15 protein-coding genes and 1 pseudogene are annotated in these 17862 nt (G+C 37.8%); 11 read left to right on the forward strand and 5 right to left on the reverse strand.

Features of this window, described 5'->3' with window-relative positions:
• Positions 1–87: 87 nt before the first annotated feature.
• Positions 88–4581, reverse strand: a complete 4494-nt coding sequence (gene gltB, locus MUA90_RS13000) for a glutamate synthase large subunit (protein ID WP_262587357.1) — start codon at positions 4579–4581, stop codon at positions 88–90.
• A gap of 149 nt (positions 4582–4730) precedes the next feature.
• Between gltB and gltC the strand changes: the two genes are divergently transcribed.
• Together gltC and MUA90_RS13010 are read left to right on the forward strand one after the other, a co-directional pair.
• On the forward strand, positions 4731–5615 hold the full coding sequence (gltC, locus tag MUA90_RS13005) for a glutamate biosynthesis transcriptional regulator GltC (protein ID WP_262587358.1): 885 nt from the start codon (positions 4731–4733) through the stop codon (positions 5613–5615).
• Between the two features lie 130 nt (positions 5616–5745).
• A complete protein-coding gene (locus MUA90_RS13010; protein WP_262587359.1) occupies positions 5746–6147 on the forward strand; it encodes a hypothetical protein in 402 nt (133 codons plus the stop codon).
• 81 nt (positions 6148–6228) lie between these two features.
• Here MUA90_RS13010 and MUA90_RS13015 read toward each other — a convergent pair whose 3' ends face one another.
• Positions 6229–6525: a hypothetical protein gene (locus MUA90_RS13015; RefSeq protein WP_262587360.1), complete on the reverse strand. Its 297-nt coding sequence runs from the start codon at positions 6523–6525 to the stop codon at positions 6229–6231.
• 15 nt (positions 6526–6540) lie between these two features.
• Positions 6541–7713, reverse strand: a complete 1173-nt coding sequence (locus MUA90_RS13020) for a hypothetical protein (RefSeq protein WP_262587361.1) — start codon at positions 7711–7713, stop codon at positions 6541–6543.
• A gap of 101 nt (positions 7714–7814) precedes the next feature.
• On the opposite strand from MUA90_RS13020, the gene MUA90_RS13025 reads away from it, so the two are divergent.
• The 8 genes and pseudogenes from MUA90_RS13025 (at position 7815) to MUA90_RS13055 (ending at position 13019) form a co-directional block, all read left to right on the forward strand.
• Positions 7815–8339, forward strand: a complete 525-nt coding sequence (locus tag MUA90_RS13025) for a transposase (protein WP_262587362.1) — start codon at positions 7815–7817, stop codon at positions 8337–8339.
• Between the two features lie 41 nt (positions 8340–8380).
• Positions 8381–9211: an IS3 family transposase gene (locus tag MUA90_RS13030; protein ID WP_262588806.1), complete on the forward strand. Its 831-nt coding sequence runs from the start codon at positions 8381–8383 to the stop codon at positions 9209–9211.
• Between the two features lie 197 nt (positions 9212–9408).
• Complete coding sequence (locus tag MUA90_RS13035; RefSeq protein ID WP_262588854.1) at positions 9409–9714, forward strand: DUF1433 domain-containing protein; 306 nt, start codon at positions 9409–9411, stop codon at positions 9712–9714.
• Positions 9715–9854: 140 nt separating this feature from the next.
• Positions 9855–10067 (forward strand): annotated as a pseudogene (locus MUA90_RS14125) (DUF1433 domain-containing protein); the annotation flags it as partial.
• A 227-nt stretch (positions 10068–10294) separates the two neighbouring features.
• On the forward strand, positions 10295–11407 hold the full coding sequence (locus tag MUA90_RS13040; RefSeq protein ID WP_262587363.1) for a YibE/F family protein: 1113 nt from the start codon (positions 10295–10297) through the stop codon (positions 11405–11407).
• The gene (locus MUA90_RS13045) at positions 11404–12177 is read left to right on the forward strand and encodes a YibE/F family protein (RefSeq protein ID WP_232167496.1); all 774 of its coding nucleotides are present in this window, start codon (positions 11404–11406) and stop codon (positions 12175–12177) included. Before MUA90_RS13040 ends, MUA90_RS13045 begins: the two co-directional genes overlap by 4 nt.
• A gap of 77 nt (positions 12178–12254) precedes the next feature.
• Complete coding sequence (locus MUA90_RS13050) at positions 12255–12527, forward strand: hypothetical protein (RefSeq protein WP_105994500.1); 273 nt, start codon at positions 12255–12257, stop codon at positions 12525–12527.
• A gap of 195 nt (positions 12528–12722) precedes the next feature.
• Positions 12723–13019 (forward strand): HesB/YadR/YfhF family protein, encoded by a 297-nt coding sequence (locus MUA90_RS13055; RefSeq protein WP_114604050.1) that lies wholly within the window; start codon positions 12723–12725, stop codon positions 13017–13019.
• 94 nt (positions 13020–13113) lie between these two features.
• On the opposite strand, the gene MUA90_RS13060 is transcribed toward MUA90_RS13055, so the two are convergent.
• The gene (locus tag MUA90_RS13060; protein ID WP_262587367.1) at positions 13114–14121 is read right to left on the reverse strand and encodes a LysM peptidoglycan-binding domain-containing protein; all 1008 of its coding nucleotides are present in this window, start codon (positions 14119–14121) and stop codon (positions 13114–13116) included.
• A 375-nt stretch (positions 14122–14496) separates the two neighbouring features.
• Between MUA90_RS13060 and MUA90_RS13970 the strand changes: the two genes are divergently transcribed.
• Positions 14497–16998: a 5'-nucleotidase C-terminal domain-containing protein gene (locus MUA90_RS13970; RefSeq protein ID WP_316959791.1), complete on the forward strand. Its 2502-nt coding sequence runs from the start codon at positions 14497–14499 to the stop codon at positions 16996–16998.
• Positions 16999–17067: 69 nt separating this feature from the next.
• Here the strand turns inward: MUA90_RS13970 and MUA90_RS13070 are convergent, their stop codons facing one another.
• Positions 17068–17853 carry an arylamine N-acetyltransferase family protein gene (locus tag MUA90_RS13070; RefSeq protein WP_262587368.1) on the reverse strand — a complete coding sequence of 262 codons (786 nt, stop codon included), beginning with the start codon at positions 17851–17853 and terminating at the stop codon, positions 17068–17070.
• Between the last annotated feature and the right edge of the window lie 9 nt (positions 17854–17862).

Genomic DNA, 17862 nt, shown 5'->3' on the forward strand with positions numbered 1-17862 from the left:
GAGCATATCAAAGTTCCGGCAGTGCTTGTTTGTCGTATTTCATAAAACCTTTAAATTCACCCATATCTAAACACTCCTTCTGTTTCGTTAATATACTACTGAGAATGGTCCTTCTACTTCGGATGCTTTACGTTCATCATAAAATGCATTCAAAATTGCTTCGGATTGATTATGCGTTTTGCGTTCTTGCGCTTCGATTTTATGCATCATTAACTTAAAGTCTTTCGGAATAACTTTGACTACTTTTTGAGCAACATTATCAAAGTCCGCTAAGACTGCTTTTGCTTTTTTACTGTCTGTGTATCTTACATGTTCTTCTAACATGTCTTTGATTACTTCGAATTCTTCTGGTTCAGAAATCGTGTCAAAATCAAGTGTTGGAAGTGCGTAATAAGATTTAAAGTGTTCTACATCCTCTGGGAAGATATAAGCAACACCGCCGCTCATACCTTGACCAAAGTTGTCTCCAACATTGCCTAATACAATGACACGTCCGCCGGTCATGTACTCTAATCCGTGGTTGCCGATACCTTCAACGACTGCATGCACACCGCTGTTTCTGATACAGAAACGTTCACCGGCATAACCGTTGATAAATGCTTTACCAGCTGTCGCACCGTAGAAGCACACGTTACCAGCAATAATATTTTCTTCTCGTTCTTCGTTTGGCGCGTTGATGATGATCTTGCCGCCGGATAAACCTTTACCGACATAGTCGTTTGCATCACCTGTATGGTGAATAGTTAATCCTGAAGGTGTAAATGCACCAACGCTTTGGCCTGCATGGCCTGTAGTTTCAACATAGATTGTATCTTCGGGTAAACCTTCCGCTGCATGTGCACGCGTAATCAAACTGCCCGCAGTAACGCCGACATCACGCTGTTCGTTGCACAAATTGTATGTCCCTTTAAATTGAGTGCCTGCTTCAATTGCTGCTTTAGCGTCAGGTATCAGTTCTGTCTGGTCGAAACCTTTTTCCAAGTGATGCAATTGTTCGATTTGTTTAAACTTAGGTCCTTCTTCTTGATGAAGCAGCGGCGCAACATCTAGTGCACGCGCTTTATCATTTTCAATAGAAGCATTTGCTTCTAATAAATCTGTTCGGCCGATTAATTCTTCGACTGAACGCAAACCAAGTTCAGCTAAGACTTCACGTAATTCTTGCGCGATAAAGTGCATAAAGTTCACAACGTGATGTGCACGACCGTTAAAGAGTTTACGCAAATCTTCATTTTGTGTCGCCACGCCGACAGGACATGTATCTTTGTGACACACACGCATCATGACACAGCCTAAAACTACAAGCGGTGCAGTCGCAAAACCAAATTCTTCTGCACCTAATGCACATGCATAGGCAACATCGTGTCCAGTTAATAATTTACCGTCCGTTTCTAAACGAATACGTGAACGTAAATCATTCATCATTAATGTTTGATGCGTTTCTGCTAGACCGATTTCCCAAGGCAGTCCAGCATGTTGGATACTCGTTTTAGGTGAAGCACCTGTACCGCCGTCATAACCGCTGATAACGATTTTATCGGCAAAGGCTTTTGCAACACCTGCTGCGATTGTTCCGACACCGCTTTTAGATACTAATTTTACTGCGATATTCGCTTCTGGATTAGCATTCTTCAAGTCATGTATCAATTGCGCTAAATCTTCAATTGAATAAATGTCGTGGTGAGGCGGCGGCGAAATCAATCCGATACCCGGTGTTGAACCACGCACCTCAGCAATCCATGGATAGACTTTTTTACCTGGCAGCTGTCCGCCTTCCCCCGGTTTAGCGCCTTGTGCTACTTTAATTTGAATTTCAGTAGCGTGTTGCAAGTAATTGCTTGTTACTCCGAAGCGACCAGATGCGACTTGTTTAATCATACTTGTGTAGTCTTCTCCTTTTGAACCTCTGATATAACGTTCAGGGTTTTCTCCGCCTTCACCGCTGTTGCTTTTACCGCCGATCAAGTTCATCGCTTCTGCTAAAGTTTTATGCGCTTCGGCAGAAATAGAACCATAACTCATCGCACCTGTGTTAAAGCGATGTACGATGTCTTCGATAGGTTCAACAGCATCAATACTGATTGGTGTGCGTTTTTTGAATTGCATTAAATGACGGATACGATCTGTACGATGATCGTTCACTGTTTTCGAATATTCTTTAAACATGTCATAGTCGTTTTCACGACACGCATGTTGCAACAACCTAATGGTAGTTGGGTTGAAAGCATGGTATTGACCTTGTTGACGCCATTGGAAAGTACTGCCTGATTCCAAGTGTGCTTCTTTGCGTCCTTGACGTTTCTTGTTTTCTTCATCGATCATTCCAATACTTAAACCAGATAATTTAGATTGTGTACCTGTAAAGTATTTATCGATGACATCATGAGATAAACCAACCGCTTCAAAGATTTGTGCCCCTTGATAACTTTGAACTGTTGAGATACCCATCTTAGACATGACTTTGATAACACCTTCAGCTAATACATCTGTATAAGTTTTGACTTGTACTTCTGCTGGTCCCGGCAATTCGCCTTGTTCCACAAGTGTCGCAATCGTTTCTTGTGCTAAATAAGGTACCACAGCGTTAGCACCGTAACCTAATAGACATGCAACATGATGTACTTCGCGAATTTCTCCGCCTTTAGCAACCAAACTTGTTTCCTGTCTTAAATCTTCTGTGATTAATGCTTGGTGCAAGTAGCTGACTGCTAATAAAATCGGCATTGCATAGCCCGGCTCTGATTTTAAACTGCTGTCATCCAACACTAAAATATCGTAACCTTGCTTAACTGCTTCTACCGCTTTTTCTCTTAACACTTCAAGTGCATCTTCTAAACTGCCGCTGTATACCGTAGATAAATGTTTGGCTCTGAATGGTCCGTTTTCTGCTACTTTTAATTGCGCTTCAGTCAATACTGGATGTTTAAGCTGCAGACGGTTCAAAGCATCTGTATCCGGCAATAACAAGTTGCCTTCTTTACCTAGATAAGATAATTCGCTGGTAACGATTTTTTCACGATAAGCATCGATCGGCGGGTTTGTAACTTGTGCAAAGAGCTGCTTGAAGTAATTGAATAATGATTCTGGTCGTTCATTTAAAACTGCAAGCGGCGCATCATAACCCATCGCACCGATAGGATCTTTTTTACCTGAAACCAGCTCGGCCATGTATTTATAAATTTCTTCGCGTGTGTAACCGAATTGTTTTTGAAGACGTTCGACTGTTTTAACATCCCAGCCCTTTGTTTCAAATGGAACATTTAGATCTAAATTGACTTTATGCGATTCCAACCATTTCTCATACGGTAATTCACTTGCAATTTCAGCTTTGAGCATATGGTTATGCACCACTTCATGCTTATCAAAATCTACAAGCAGCAAACGTCCTGGATTCAATCTGCCTTTGAAAGCAACATCTTCTTCGTCTACATCGATAACACCGACTTCTGAAGAAAAGATAATGTAGTTATCTTTCGTTACAGTATAACGACCTGGACGCAATCCGTTACGGTCTGTTAATGCTCCGATTTTATCGCCGTTGCAAAAGGCAATCATTGTCGGACCATCCCAAGGTTCCATCATATAGCTGTAGTATTCATAAAAAGCACGTACAGCACTTTGGTTAGCCTTACTGTATTGCCATGGTTCCGGCACGAGCAGCATTGCAGCTTTTTCAGGCTCCATTGCTAATGATAAGAACTCAAGTGCATTATCTACAATTGCTGAGTCGCTTCCGTCTACATCTAATACTGCATGCACTTTCGGTCGATCATTTTCATCGAAAATCGTTTCAACCAAACGTTTCTGACGTGCACGCATCCAGTTGACATTGCCTCGAATCGTATTGATTTCTCCGTTATGCATTAATAAACGGTTAGGATGCGCACGTTTCCAGCTTGGGAATGTGTTGGTACTGAATCGAGAGTGGACCAATCCTAATTTCGATTCATAATCAGGGTGGTTCAAATCATTGTATAATCCTTTAATTTGGTCAGAACGCAACCAACCTTTATAAACAATTGTCTTAGGAGATAAACTTGTGAAGTATAATTCCAACCCTTGTTCTTCTCCGTAAAACTCAATTTGCTTACGTGCAAGATACAGACGTTTTGCTGCATCAGCACTGTGGTTTAAATCAATAAATACTTGTTGTATCACCGGCATTGTTTCTGCAACATGCGGTGCAATTGCTGTGACATCGACAGGTACATCACGGTACCCGATTACACGAAGCCCCTCGCTTTCGAAATATGCCTTAAATACTGTTTCATGTCTTGAACCTTTAATTGGTTCATTAGTGAAAAAGAAACCGACAGCATAGCTGCCCTCTTCAGGCAAGTCTAAATCTGTCTGTTGTTTTAAAAACTTAAATGGAATTTCAGTCATAATCCCTGCTCCGTCACCAGTCATTCCATCTGCACCGATTCCCCCGCGGTGATCTAGACGGCGCAGCATTTCCAGCGACTTGATGACAATATCGTGAGAACGTAAATTGTCCATGTTTGCATAAAATCCTATGCCGCAAGCATCATGTTCGTTTCTTGCATCGTACAAACCTTGCTTTTGCTCATTTTCAGCCATGCTTGCTCCTCCTTTAAATATGCGTGTTGTATGAATTTTCAGATTATTATCGATAAGTTATATAATATAGGAGGGCATTCTTCTGTTCAATATAAATATTAGATGATATCATTCTAATAATTAGAACAATAAGTGTGGTGCAGAATAACATGGAATTAAAACAACTGAAATACTTCGTAGAAGTCGCCAAAAGAGAACATTTATCAGAAGCAGCTTTAGAATTGAACATCGCCCAATCCGCAATCAGCCGGCAAATCTCTCAACTAGAAGAAGAATTAAATACAAAACTTTTCAGAAGAGACGGACGCAACATTTACTTAACCGACGCAGGTCAGCGTTTTATGACACAAGCCACTAAAATAATAGAACAGGCAGAACAAACTTTAGAGATGTTTCGCCATGAACAAGAAGCAGAAGCCAAACGGATTAAAATCGGATATGTAGAAAGTTATGTGGCACAGCTTTTGACTTTGCTGATACAAAAGTTCGAAAAAGATCATGCCGCTACACTGCTTCCAATGATGCAAGAAAATGAGACATTGCTGAAATCTATTTTGAATCGTGATTTAGATGTTGCTTTTACAGATTTGACATCACAATTAAAAAAGCATAATGAAATTGAAATCATTCCATTATTTGAAGATAATTATCAACTTTATGTCCCTAAACAAGATCCATTGACCGCTACTGTCAATCCGCCATTAAATCAATTGAATGCTCAACCATTATTTTTAATGTCAGACTTGCCGCAGCACCTGATACATCAACTTGAAGCTTCCGCAAGATGCACCACTTACCGCATTTCGACAGAACGCTTAGCACATTACTTGCTTAAGCATAACCGCGGTTATGTCATTTCACCGCAATATATGAGTTTGTCAGAAGGCGAGCATTGGGTACGGATTAACTTATCGCATACAGAACTTAAACGCACACTATGTGCAATTGTAAGAAAAGATAACCACAAACCAGAACTTACCGATTTAATGAATGAAATTACCACTCTGCTTTCTCATACGTCTGTTTATCATTAAACCGGCAAAACATTGTACAGATCATACACTTTACAAAATCTTCAACAAATAATTTCATAAAGGTACTATCAATAGCTATCCTATTAATATAGTATGTATTTAAATGCTAAAGATTGAGAGGATAAAATATATGCGATTCAAACTAAAAGAAGAAGAAATATTAGAAGCTCTGCGTCTACATTATCCAGAACAAACTTTTGATAAAGGCAGATTATTAGTTGGACAAAATAAACGCAATAACTTGCACGTTTTTTATTTAGGGGAACAAGATTACTTTGCAGTATTAACTGTAGAGTTCACTACTTTCAATTTCATTGAAACATCTCTTTTCCCGAAATCACAAATCAGCGAGATTCGCCTTAAAGACGCGCTGCTTTTCAGAAAAATGTACGTAACATTTGAACTTGACGGCTCTGTAACTAAATACGGTACATCTAAAGCACTTATCAGTGATTTCCAACAAGCCAACTACAATAAATTCATTGATGGCGAAAAAGAAAAAGTAATTTATAAAGACGGCAAGTTTTTATAAATCTAGTTAACAATGAACAAATCAATACTCCCAGTTTAGTCGTCACTCCTAAAGTGAAAACTAAATCGGGAGTATTAATGATTACCATGGATATACCTTACAACTCATATAAGCTGCTCTCGCAATATCCCTATCTTTGATTACTTCATTCTTTTGATTGCTCAACGCTTCTATCATACTTTCAGACGTTAAACCCTTAGTGATTGTATCTAACTTTTCACAAATACTTTTTAAATCAGATGACAAATTATCTAAGTCAATTACATGCCCAGATATGACTAATTTCTCATCATTAATCATATCTTCAATCTCTGACTTTATTTTATGTTTAAGATTTGTAAGAATCTCTTGTTCCTCTATATACTTTTCGTCAATCAATAGATGTGAAACCTCCTAGTGTAACCCAAAATAATCGCCTACTCTATGTTCAACTTCTTTCATTTTAGAGATAGTTTGATGAATTTGTTGAGAATATTCAATAAGGCGCTGTTTCCTTTGACTAATACGATGTTGAACTTCTTCAAAAATATATTTATCATAAAAATCATATTTACCAGATTTGGATATTTCTGCTACATAATTTTCTATATCACCACTGTGAATATATTCATAATTACCATTTGAAACAATATCTATGTATTTTCGTTCAATCTGTTTTGCTCTTCTAACACTATTTTCTATATACGTATGATAGTTTAATAATTCTTTTTCCAAGAAAAATATCTTATTAGCTAATTCTTGTGCAACCAGCTCCAAATTGTCATAATCCATTTTTATAATCAGATGATTACCAATAAACTTAAATGTGTCGAGACCATGGCCATGAAACAAATTACCAAATCGGGGTGAAGCGTAAAGCTCGACTTTTTTACCTATATCTGGTGAGCCAAAATCAACTGAACCTATGGCATCTGAAGTATGAACATAATTCGCAAATTTATTTTTATACTTATCATTGTCAAAATGTTTTTGAATTTCTATAGGTAATAACTTAAAGATATTAGGTGCAGAATAAACACGTACTTTATCAAAATTAAAAATGACCCCCATTAATAAGCTTTGTCCACCACCTAAACTATGACCTGTTCCGTACATCTTTTTAGGTTTGAAAGTTCGACGCACAGATTTCGTCCAAATCATCGCTTCTTCAAATTGGCTCATATTTGAAACATTTCCTTTTAGTTGCTTATTTTTAATCACGGTCTGATTCAAATCAGCATATCTTTTAATATGACTTGTAGGCATTTTCATACTTATGGGCATACCATGGGCTGCTAAAATGGATAAGTCCGCACCAAGATCTGCACCTATATCCTCATAAATACTAGTACCAGCATAAGCCATATAAATCGTATCGTTATCAACCTTACCTTGTTCATCAATTGGAGATACCGCCATTGCTTTAAACCCATTGTTTTTATCTATTCGTTTTACTCTTATCTTCATTGGAATTACTTTATCGCCATCATGTAATTTAACTACGTTTTGTTCGGAATACAATCTATAGACTTTATCTGATAATTCCCAATATGTTTTATCATTTTTACTTAAATCCTTAATACCCATCACTCCCTATTCATCATAGAAAAAAACGAAGACACATGATAATATCTGTACTGCACCCCAAAAGTTGAACCTACAAAATTCAACTTTTGGGGTGTTTAATTATGAATAAAAGTTATAGTTTAGATTTCAAACTTAAAATATTACAAGAATACAAAAGCGGGCAAATTGGTTATGGTTCATTAGCTAAAAAGTACAATATTCATCATTCTTATATCGAAAGATGGATCTATCAGTACGATACCTTCGGTATTCAAGGTCTTACTTTTGGTATGACAAAAAGAAAATATTCAAAAGAAGAAAAATGTGAAATCATAGAATACCGATTGGAACATCATTTATCGTATAAAGAAACTGCGAAAATATTTAATATTCCTAACCCTTCCTTAATTGCTCAATGGCAGAAGAAATTTAATGAGTATGGTATTCTTGGCTTAAAACCAAAACCGAAAGGTCGTGTGTCCAAAGCCATGAAAAATAAGAAGAGTGAATCGTCTAACCAACCATTAAACGAAACTGAAAGAGAAGAACTTGAAAGACTACGTTATGAAAATAAATTGTTGGAAATCCAAATTGAACTCGAAAAAAAGTTACAATCCTTAGCTCGAAAAAATCAAACAAAGAAATAGTTTCAGCTATTATTGAGTTAAGGAAAGAGAAAGATTATCAGCTGAATCATATTCTAAAAGTAGCCAATATAGCTAAAAGCAGCTATCATTATTGGAAAAACAATTTAGGTTTAAAAGAGTATAAGGATGCACCTCTGCTGAAGTTGATTAAAGAAATTATCGAAAAAAATCATGAACGTGTTGGTTATCGTAGAATTACTTTAGAGCTTCATGCAATGGGGATTATAGTTAATCATAAGAAAGTTTTAAGAATAACAAGAGAAAATAAACTTTTATGCACAAAGTTTAACCATAGAAGCAGAAACTATAAATCTTATAAAGGAAGCACTGGAAAAGTCGCTAAAAATATACTAAATCGAAGATTTGTATCAGATAGACCTTATCAAAAATTATTAACAGATATTACTCAATTCAATATTAAGAATACAAATACAAAGCTTTATTTGTCACCTGTTTTAGATGTATTTTCAAAAGAAATCATCGCTTATTCTATTAGTAGGCACCCAAATTTAGAATGTGCTTTGTCATCTTTAAATCAGGCTATTAAAAATATACCTGAATTAAATTATCGAACTACAGTACATTCTGATCAAGGTTGGCACTACCAGCATAAAGCTTGGGTAAAAGCGCTCAAAGACAATCATATATTTCAAAGTATGTCGCGTAAAGGGAACTGTTATGATAATTCTCCAATGGAGAATTTCTTTGGCCTATTAAAACAAGAGATGTTTTATGGAGAAGAATTTAATTCTTATGAAGAGTTGGAATTAGAAATACACAAATATATCAATTACTATAATAACGTAAGAAGAAAAGTAAATTTAAAAGGCAAGACTCCTGTTGAATACAGAAATCTTGCCTTAGGAAAATAGCTTAATCAAAAAGTTCAACTTTTTGGGTTCACTACAATCTTAATTATATAGCGAAACGCATTTTTTTATAATATTATACTTAAAAGGAGTCTTGATGTGAAACATAAAATTTTCCTTATTATTTTTTCCACACTTGGCTTTATATTTCTTATTTTAGGAGGTATCCATCACAAATTGACTGTTGATGAAGACCAAAAATTTTTAATGAACAAGAAAAAAGAATCACTTTGTATCTCAAATACAATACTAAAGTTTTTAAAAATGTCACTTTTACTAAACGCGATATGACCCCCATGGGCAGTTATGTCATTGATGGTTACATGAACAATGATCAAAAGATGAGTTTCACCGCTTTTGCCAGTGCCCCTGACAATTTTCAATTTGTAGGAAGTATGTCCTATACAGACAAATTCGGTGATAACTTAAAAAAAGAGGAAAAGTCTATTGATCAAATCGAACAAGAAATATACGACAAAGAACACCCAAGTACTGGTTTACACTAAAAGAATAATTACAGGAGACTCTTGGTGACACATAAAATTATCCTTATCATTTTTTCCACACTTGGCTTTATATTTCTTATTTTAGGAATTATCCATCACAAATTGACCGTTGATGATGACAAGAAAATTTTGATGAACAAGAAAAGCGAATCACTTTGCATCTCAAATACAATACTAAAGTTTTTAAAAATATTACTTTTACTAAACGTGAAATCGACCCTATGGGCAGTTACGTTATTTGGGGCTACATGAACAATGATAAAAAATGGATTTCACTGCTTTTGCAGGTGCTTCAGACAATTTTCAATTTAACGGAATTATGTCCTATACCGAAGAATTTGAGGCTAACTTAAAAAAGACGAAAAAAACCATGAAGCAAATTGAAAAAGAAATCTACGACAAAGAACACTCGAATCATGAACAACATTAACATAATTTAGAATGTATACTTTATTAGACAACTCATGTAACGTGAATTGTCTTTTTTCTATTATTGGCATTTTCATAGCTTAAGGATTATAATCACGTTGTTAATCTTCTCTTATAATAAAGTGATAGAGGAATAGAAAGGGTGGCTTATATGTCATTCAAAGATAAACTGTCTCAGCGGTTTTCATGGGTACTGATTGGTTTCTTGGTCATATTCATAGCAAGTGTGCTGTTTACTCTTAGCAATGCACGCTTTTATCGTATGCCTATTGGTGAAATCACACAGATTACACACCAAAAGGCCGTACCCGTGACAGATGAACATCATAATGAAGATACAAAACATACTGAACATCTTAAGTTCAAAATATTAAACGGAAAGTTCGAAGGACAGACAGGTACAATTGCACATAAATATTACGCATCACAAGCGGACTCAGAAAAGTTTCATACACACGATAAAGTCCTATTACATATCAATCAATCCCCTAAAGATGCGACTATTATTGAAAAGAAACGCGATACATTAGTAGTCGTTATCACAGGATTATTTGTATTAGTTGTGCTCTGGGTTGGACGCAAAGTCGGTATTCAATCGATTCTTTCTCTTGTATTGAATACTGCGGCAGTCATCGGTGCCATCGCATTGCATAATGCTTTTCAAGGGCTTAGTCTCTTTTGGTTAATGAGTCTTGCGGTGGTAATCTCAACCATCATCACCCTATTACTCGTAACCGGATGGCATTGGCGTACTACTATTACGATTTTCAGCACACTGCTAGGTACTTTCATCTGTGTCGGCATTGCGGAAATTGTCATACGCTCAACTGCAGGTGCCGGTATTAAATATGAAACAATGAGTTTCCTCACCTTACCTCCTAAAGAAGTCTTCATGGCTTCTGTCATTGTCGGAACTTTAGGTGCAGTGATGGATGTCGCCATTACCATTGCGAGCGGTATGTATGAAATCAAACAACGTACCCCTGATATCGATTTGAAACGCTGGGCGCTGGCCGGACGCCATATCGGACAAGACATCATGGGAACTATGACGAACATCTTATTGTTCTCTTATTTAGCAGGCAGCTTGCCGATGATGCTGATATATCTAAGAAATGCGAATACCATTACCTATACAATTTCAATGAACTGGTCATTAGAAATTGCACGTGCTTTAATCGGAGGTATCGGCATTGTCTTAACTATCCCAGCGACTATTGTATTAATGGAATTATGGGTGAAATTGAGAGGTGATCAAGCATGAACGCAGTCTTAATACTCGCACTGATTCTCTTCATCTTGATGCTGATATTCGGCGGTAAAAAAGGCGCTGTATCTTACGGCATGCTGTTTTTAAACTTCGTCCTTGTCTTGCTTGCCTTAGTTGCGGTTGTCTTGAAATTACCGATACCTATTGTAGCAATCGTCTTTTGTATCATCGTCGCAAGCTTGAATTTATTTGGACTCAACGGCAATAACGTTAAAACACAAGCTGCGTTTTATGCAACTTGTATCACTACGCTTGTATTATTAGGCGCTATATATTGTGCTGTTGCATTAGGACACTTACAGGGATTTGCGTCGGAACAACAAGATGAAACCTACGTTTATTCGATGAACATTGGGATTAATATGATTCAATTTATGGTCTTTACCACTTTGCTTGCAGTCATAGCAGCCGTAGTCGATCTGGCAATTACCATCAGTTCTCCGATGTATGAACTTAATACTACCAATCCTGATTTAAATCGATTCGAATTGTTCCAATCAGGCATGCGTATTGGACGAGAAATTTTAGCAACCTCTGCCAATACCATTTACCTTGCCTATTTCGGAGGACAGCTCACCCTGTTCTTTTGGTTCTTTAAATTAGATTATTCATTCGGACATATCATGAACTCTAAAATCTTCACTCAAGAGTTCGTCTCAATTTTATTCGGCGGCATTGCTGTTGCGATGAGTATTCCGATTACAGCTTGGATCACTGCTTGGCTGATTAAAAGACAACATCCGAAAAAGACGGTATCGAAATAAGTTTTAAAATCGTCACACCTTCACAGCAATGTTATAATAATCATGCTCAACACATCTTATGAAGGAGGAACATATACATGGCAAGACAATCTAATTCAAAATTACGTCGTTTTTCTAACGTTTTAAATATTGTCGGTTACGGCATCGAAGCTTATAATGCGTATGCGCACAATTCTAAAAACCGCAACTTATCTCGTATCGGCTTAGTGATCAATGTAACAGGAGGTATCCTTGATTTCTATACAGCATTGCAATCAGGACGCTTCTTCACAAAAATCTTCTCATTCGCAAACTTAGTAACAGTCTTTGCGACATCTTATAAACGCTTTAAAGCTTTAAAATCAAATTAACATACAATAAAGCAAGCTGAACTTCCTTTTTTATAAGAAGTTGCAGCTTGCTTTTTTTAATAATCTGAAATATAGATTGTACAAGACATTACTTTGGATTACTGCTATAATTTGATTTGAATATACATTTATAGTTGCACTGCACTTAAGCCTATCGACATAATTATTTTGCAGCAACATCTAGGAGGAAACAACATGAAAATCCAAATTACTGATAGCGCATTAAAATGGTTTAGAAACGAGTTAGATTTAGAGCCGGGAGATAAAGTGAACTTTTATGTACAAGCTTATGTACATACTGGACTGCATGAACACTTCACAACAGCGTTCAAAATCGAACCTTACGACAAAAACGCAGCGGCTTCTGTTACAGTAGATCGCATCACTTTCTATATCAATGATTCAGATGTATGGTTCTTTAAAGGTCTTGATTTATTGGTGGACTATAATCCGGAAATCGATGAAATTGAATACAAAAATACACAACTTTAATCCAAAAAGATGTATTGGCAGTCACCAGTACCTCTCTTTTATTGCAAAAAAATCCAGAGACCCTATCCGTCTCTGGATTTTAAACATTATTCAATTAATGGATAAAGTTATAGTAACCTACTTGGCTTGCAGGAATTGTACGATAAGTCGTATAACCAGGGTTGCCAGTAAAGTTCATTTCAGATACTAATAAACTTCCGTCGCCATTGACACGTTCTACGAACGCTACGTGGCCAAAAGGTCCAGCATCTGATTGCAAGATTGAACCTACAGTTGCGTAATGGTCTACAGTGTAGCCGTCTGCACGCGCTGCATTATCCCAGTTATAATCATGCCACCAATAAGTACTGATCGGTTTGCCGATTTGAGCACGGCGATTGAATGTATGCCATGTACATTGACCCCAGTCATATAAGTTAGAGTGGTTGAATACCGGAGTATAGTAACCGCCTCTGCTCGTTGAAACTGATGGTGAAGGCGAATTAGTATTCGCTGCAGTTGTACCGACTACTTTTAATTTTTGTCCCGGATAAATAAAGAAGTTATTTAAACCGTTTAACTTCATAATGTTTTGGTAAGTTGTACCGTATTTTGATGCGATTAATGATAATGAATCACCAGGTTGTACCGTATAAACTGAACCGCCTGAAACTTGTGTTCTATTATTAGAAACCGTAGTACTGCTAGAAGCTGTACCGGATACTTTTAAAACTTGTCCTGGATGGATTAAGAATCCGTTTAATCCATTCAAGCGCATAATATTTTGGTATGTCGTACCGTATTTTGATGCGATTAATGATAATGAGTCACCAGGTTTTACTGTATAAGTAGACCCGCCTGATGATGAACCGCTTGAAGTACTTGTACGATTTGTATTCGCAGAACCAGACACTTTTAAGACTTGGTTCGGGAAAATCAAGTTTGAACTTAAATTGTTTAATGATTTAATATTCGCAATGGACGTGTTGTGACGGTGTGCAATAGACCACAAAGAGTCGCCAGCTTGGACTCTATATGTTGAAGCAGCATCTGCAGCTCCAGCAGTAGCAATTGCAGAAACAGCGCCAGTCCCAACAACAGCAGCAATAATTTTCTTTTCCACCTATACACTTAATTATTATACACATCATTTACGTATGACATATTATCATTAGATGACATTTAGGTTACAAAAGATTCAATTCTATTTTTTCTAATATAATGTAAGCGCTTAACTTACTGTCACATCTATAAACAATCCTATTTAAGACACCTTTTATTTATATCATTACTTTTTCCACTACGATTCCAACAAGTTCCCCCGATTACTATCAATCATTGAACCCTATTTTCTCCTTGAATTTCCAATAAACCAAAAAATATATTTATTACGTCGTAAACATTTGTAAAATTAACAAAAATTAAATACATTTTGATACGTTTCACTGGTACTATAGTGTTGTGTGCTTAACACAATCCAATAAAAAGGAGGACACAAATGCATAAGTTACTATTAAGAACTTGCTTCTTAGTCGCAACTTTATTCTTACTGTTCAACATCACAAGTTTTGCGGCAGAAACAGCAGCAACTCCGTCTGACAGTACGGATACGACAGTACAAACAGCTCAAGAACCAAAAGCATCCGCTTCTGACAATGCACCTGTGCAGGAAGCACCTGCTGAAACGACACAACAAACAGCAGACGTACCCGCTTCACCAACTGAAAACACTGTACAAAGTACTACGCAGACCGCACCATCTTCAGACTCAACACCAACAGCTGAAACTGAAGTTGCAAAAGCAAGTCCTGCATCTACTGACACTGCAACACAAACTACTACGCAACCCGCTGATACTGTGAAACCTGAAACAACAACAGCACCAAAATCACAAACTGTTTCGCAACCATCAGCACAAACAACACAAAATGCTGAGCCTGACACTATGACAGCTTCAGCAGCACGCAGCACTGCACAAACAGATCCCAACACTGCGCAGCACGTCAAAATTCTTCATACTAATGATATGCACGGACGTATCTTAGAAGAAGACGGACGCGTCATCGGGATGTCTAAATTAAAGACCATCAAGCAGCAAGAAAATCCGGATTTAATGCTGGATTCCGGGGATGCTTTCCAAGGTTTGCCTATCTCTAACAACACAAAAGGTGCAGATATGGCAGAAGCAATGAACGATGTGGGTTACGATGCTATGGCCGTCGGCAACCATGAGTTCGATTTCGGCTTGGATCAAGCAATCAAATACAAAGATCAATTAAACTTCCCTATTCTTTCGGCGAATACATATAAAGATGGGAAGCCGCTCTTTGACCCTTACACTATCGTCAATAAAAACGGCATTAACTACGGGATTATCGGTGTCACAACACCTGAAACCGGCGTTAAAACACATCCGAATAACATCCAAGGTGTCACTTTTACAGAACCGATTCCTGCCGTACAAAATGTCATGAATCAAATTAAAGACCAAGCAGATATTTTTATCATTCTCTCTCATTTAGGGATTGACGGCTCTACCAAAACAGAATGGCGCGGAGATACATTAGCGAATACGTTAGCGCGCGATCGCCGCTTTAACGACAAAGAAATTATCATCTTAGACGGCCATTCGCACTCAGTCATTGAAAATGGCGAAATCAATCAAAATACATTATTAGCACAAACAGGTACAGCGCTCGCAAACATCGGAAAAGTAGAATTCGATTACGCAGATAACACTGTATCTAACTTAAAAGATTCATTAATTAACGTGAAAGACACAGCGAATGTACAGCCTGATCCAACTTTGCAGCAAAAAATGGATGAAGCAAAAGCGAAATTCGACGCACAAGTGTCTGAAGTAATCATTCCTGATAACCAAGTACAATTCCAAGGTGAACGCGATGATGTTCGCAGACACGAAACTAACTTAGGGAATGCCATTACAGACAGCATGGAAGCTTATGCTCAAGACGGTTTCTCGCACCCTGCAGATTTTGCGGTAACTAACGGCGGCGGTATCCGTGCTTCTATCGATAAAGGCAAAGACGTTACACTTGGCGATGTGATTACTGTATTGCCGTTCGGCAACACAATTTCTCAAATCCAAGTTTCTGGCGAAAACGTTAAGAAAATGTTCGAACACAGCCTAAGTGCACCAGTTGAAAATGGTGAATTAGGCGCAAACGGCGGTTTCTTGCACGCTTCTAAATCTATCCGTGTTTATTACGACATCAATAAAGCACCTGGTGAACGTGTACTTAAAATTGAAGTCTTAAATAAACAAACACAGCAATTCGAACCATTAGATAACGCCCGCACTTACTATGTAACAACAAATGATTTCACAGCTGCCGGCGGCGATGGTTACGACATGTTAGGCGGACCGCGTGAAGAAGGCATCTCATTAGATAAAGTCTTTGCGGACTACCTTGAAACTGCAGATTTATCACAATACGCTACAGATACAGCCAGCCGTATTATCAACGGCCAACCTCCTGTTGCGGATACTGAAACACCTGGCGTTGAAACAGATACACCAGCAGAACAAGACAACAGCCCAGCACCAGGTCAATCTTCTGAACCTGCAGCACAAGGCAATGTACCGGTTGTACCTGAAGATCAACCAGCAGTTGCTCAAACGCAAACACCTGTGGTTAACGGACAAGGCAATCCTGTCAAAGCACCATCCAATGTGATTCCTTTCCCATCAAACAAACCATCAAGTGTGCCTGCAGACCAGCCGGCTGCAGCACAAGCAGCTCAACACACGAACACTGCACATCCTGGCACTGCAGCTGACAAAGTGATGTACCATCCAGCACATAAAGCTGTACATCATAACAATGCAGCTGCGCCGACACACAAAACTGCTCAATCTGATGCAAGTCATCACTTGCCGAACACAGGCACATCACAACTTCCATTCTTACCGATTGGATTAGTACTTTTAGGTTTAGGTACTTATTGTGTAACACGAAAAGCAGATAAAGCAGCGTAAACCCAAATAAAAGCAGCGCAACTTCCTATATTTTCAGGAGGTTGTGCTGCTTTTTCTTCATGTAATATATTATGAAAATGTCGCAATGGTCATCTTCGGTATACCAAAATATGTTTCTAAGAAATCTTGGTAGTTCTCTTTCGTTGTCGTTTGTGCAGACTTGTCACCGTTTGAAAGCAGTGTTAAATGATTATGTGTTAATGTATTGCGTCCGGTTTCTGTCGCTTTTGTGATCAGTAAACCTTGAACAAATATAGAATCCGGGCTGGATTGATTGTAGGCAATCCCATCTTCGAATGCCTCTAACGTTTTCGGTTCATTCAACACACGATAGCTGATTTGCCATGCTTGTTGTGCATCAGACCATTTCTCAATGTCATAATAACCTTCATTCAAGCCATGTACTCTGTAACTGCCTGTCACATCTGACAGACCTTCACTTGGACACGCCATAGGCAAAGCAAATTTCGGCATGTCCCCAAAACCGATATCTGCGACATACGCTTTATCATCAATCGTGACTTTTAAGGACATATGCGAGCCTTCACGTGCCCAGCCGTTCGGACTCATCACGGTTGCGGACATTGCGTCGACTTCAAAGCCTTTATATTCTAAATAATGCTTAAAGAAATAATTCATTTCATAACAAAAGCCGCCGCGCTGTTCATCTACTACTTTTTGCATCATCGCTTCATCTGTCAATGCAAGCGGCCAGCCATTCTGCACGTTGATATTTTCAAACGGCACCTTCAGCATATACTGGCGGATATAGTGATTCAACGCCTCTGCACTAGCTTCACTATATTTTGTGTCATCAATTGCTAGAAAATGTTCCAATTTTGTAAAATCTACCATAATCTATTC

It is taken from the genome of Staphylococcus sp. IVB6181 (assembly GCF_025561445.1).
GTDB lineage: Bacteria > Bacillota > Bacilli > Staphylococcales > Staphylococcaceae > Staphylococcus > Staphylococcus simulans_B.

What these genes read in the sequence shown, in the direction of transcription:
- gltB (WP_262587357.1), bottom strand. Translation starts at nt 4,581, where the DNA reads ATGGCTGAAAATGAGCAAAAGCAAGGTTTGTACGATGCAAGAAACGAA.
- gltC (WP_262587358.1), top strand. Translation starts at nt 4,731, where the DNA reads ATGGAATTAAAACAACTGAAATACTTCGTAGAAGTCGCCAAAAGAGAA.
- MUA90_RS13010 (WP_262587359.1), top strand. Translation starts at nt 5,746, where the DNA reads ATGCGATTCAAACTAAAAGAAGAAGAAATATTAGAAGCTCTGCGTCTA.
- MUA90_RS13020 (WP_262587361.1), bottom strand. Translation starts at nt 7,713, where the DNA reads ATGGGTATTAAGGATTTAAGTAAAAATGATAAAACATATTGGGAATTA.
- MUA90_RS13025 (WP_262587362.1), top strand. Translation starts at nt 7,815, where the DNA reads ATGAATAAAAGTTATAGTTTAGATTTCAAACTTAAAATATTACAAGAA.
- MUA90_RS13040 (WP_262587363.1), top strand. Translation starts at nt 10,295, where the DNA reads ATGTCATTCAAAGATAAACTGTCTCAGCGGTTTTCATGGGTACTGATT.
- MUA90_RS13045 (WP_232167496.1), top strand. Translation starts at nt 11,404, where the DNA reads ATGAACGCAGTCTTAATACTCGCACTGATTCTCTTCATCTTGATGCTG.
- MUA90_RS13050 (WP_105994500.1), top strand. Translation starts at nt 12,255, where the DNA reads ATGGCAAGACAATCTAATTCAAAATTACGTCGTTTTTCTAACGTTTTA.
- MUA90_RS13055 (WP_114604050.1), top strand. Translation starts at nt 12,723, where the DNA reads ATGAAAATCCAAATTACTGATAGCGCATTAAAATGGTTTAGAAACGAG.
- MUA90_RS13970 (WP_316959791.1), top strand. Translation starts at nt 14,497, where the DNA reads ATGCATAAGTTACTATTAAGAACTTGCTTCTTAGTCGCAACTTTATTC.
- MUA90_RS13070 (WP_262587368.1), bottom strand. Translation starts at nt 17,853, where the DNA reads ATGGTAGATTTTACAAAATTGGAACATTTTCTAGCAATTGATGACACA.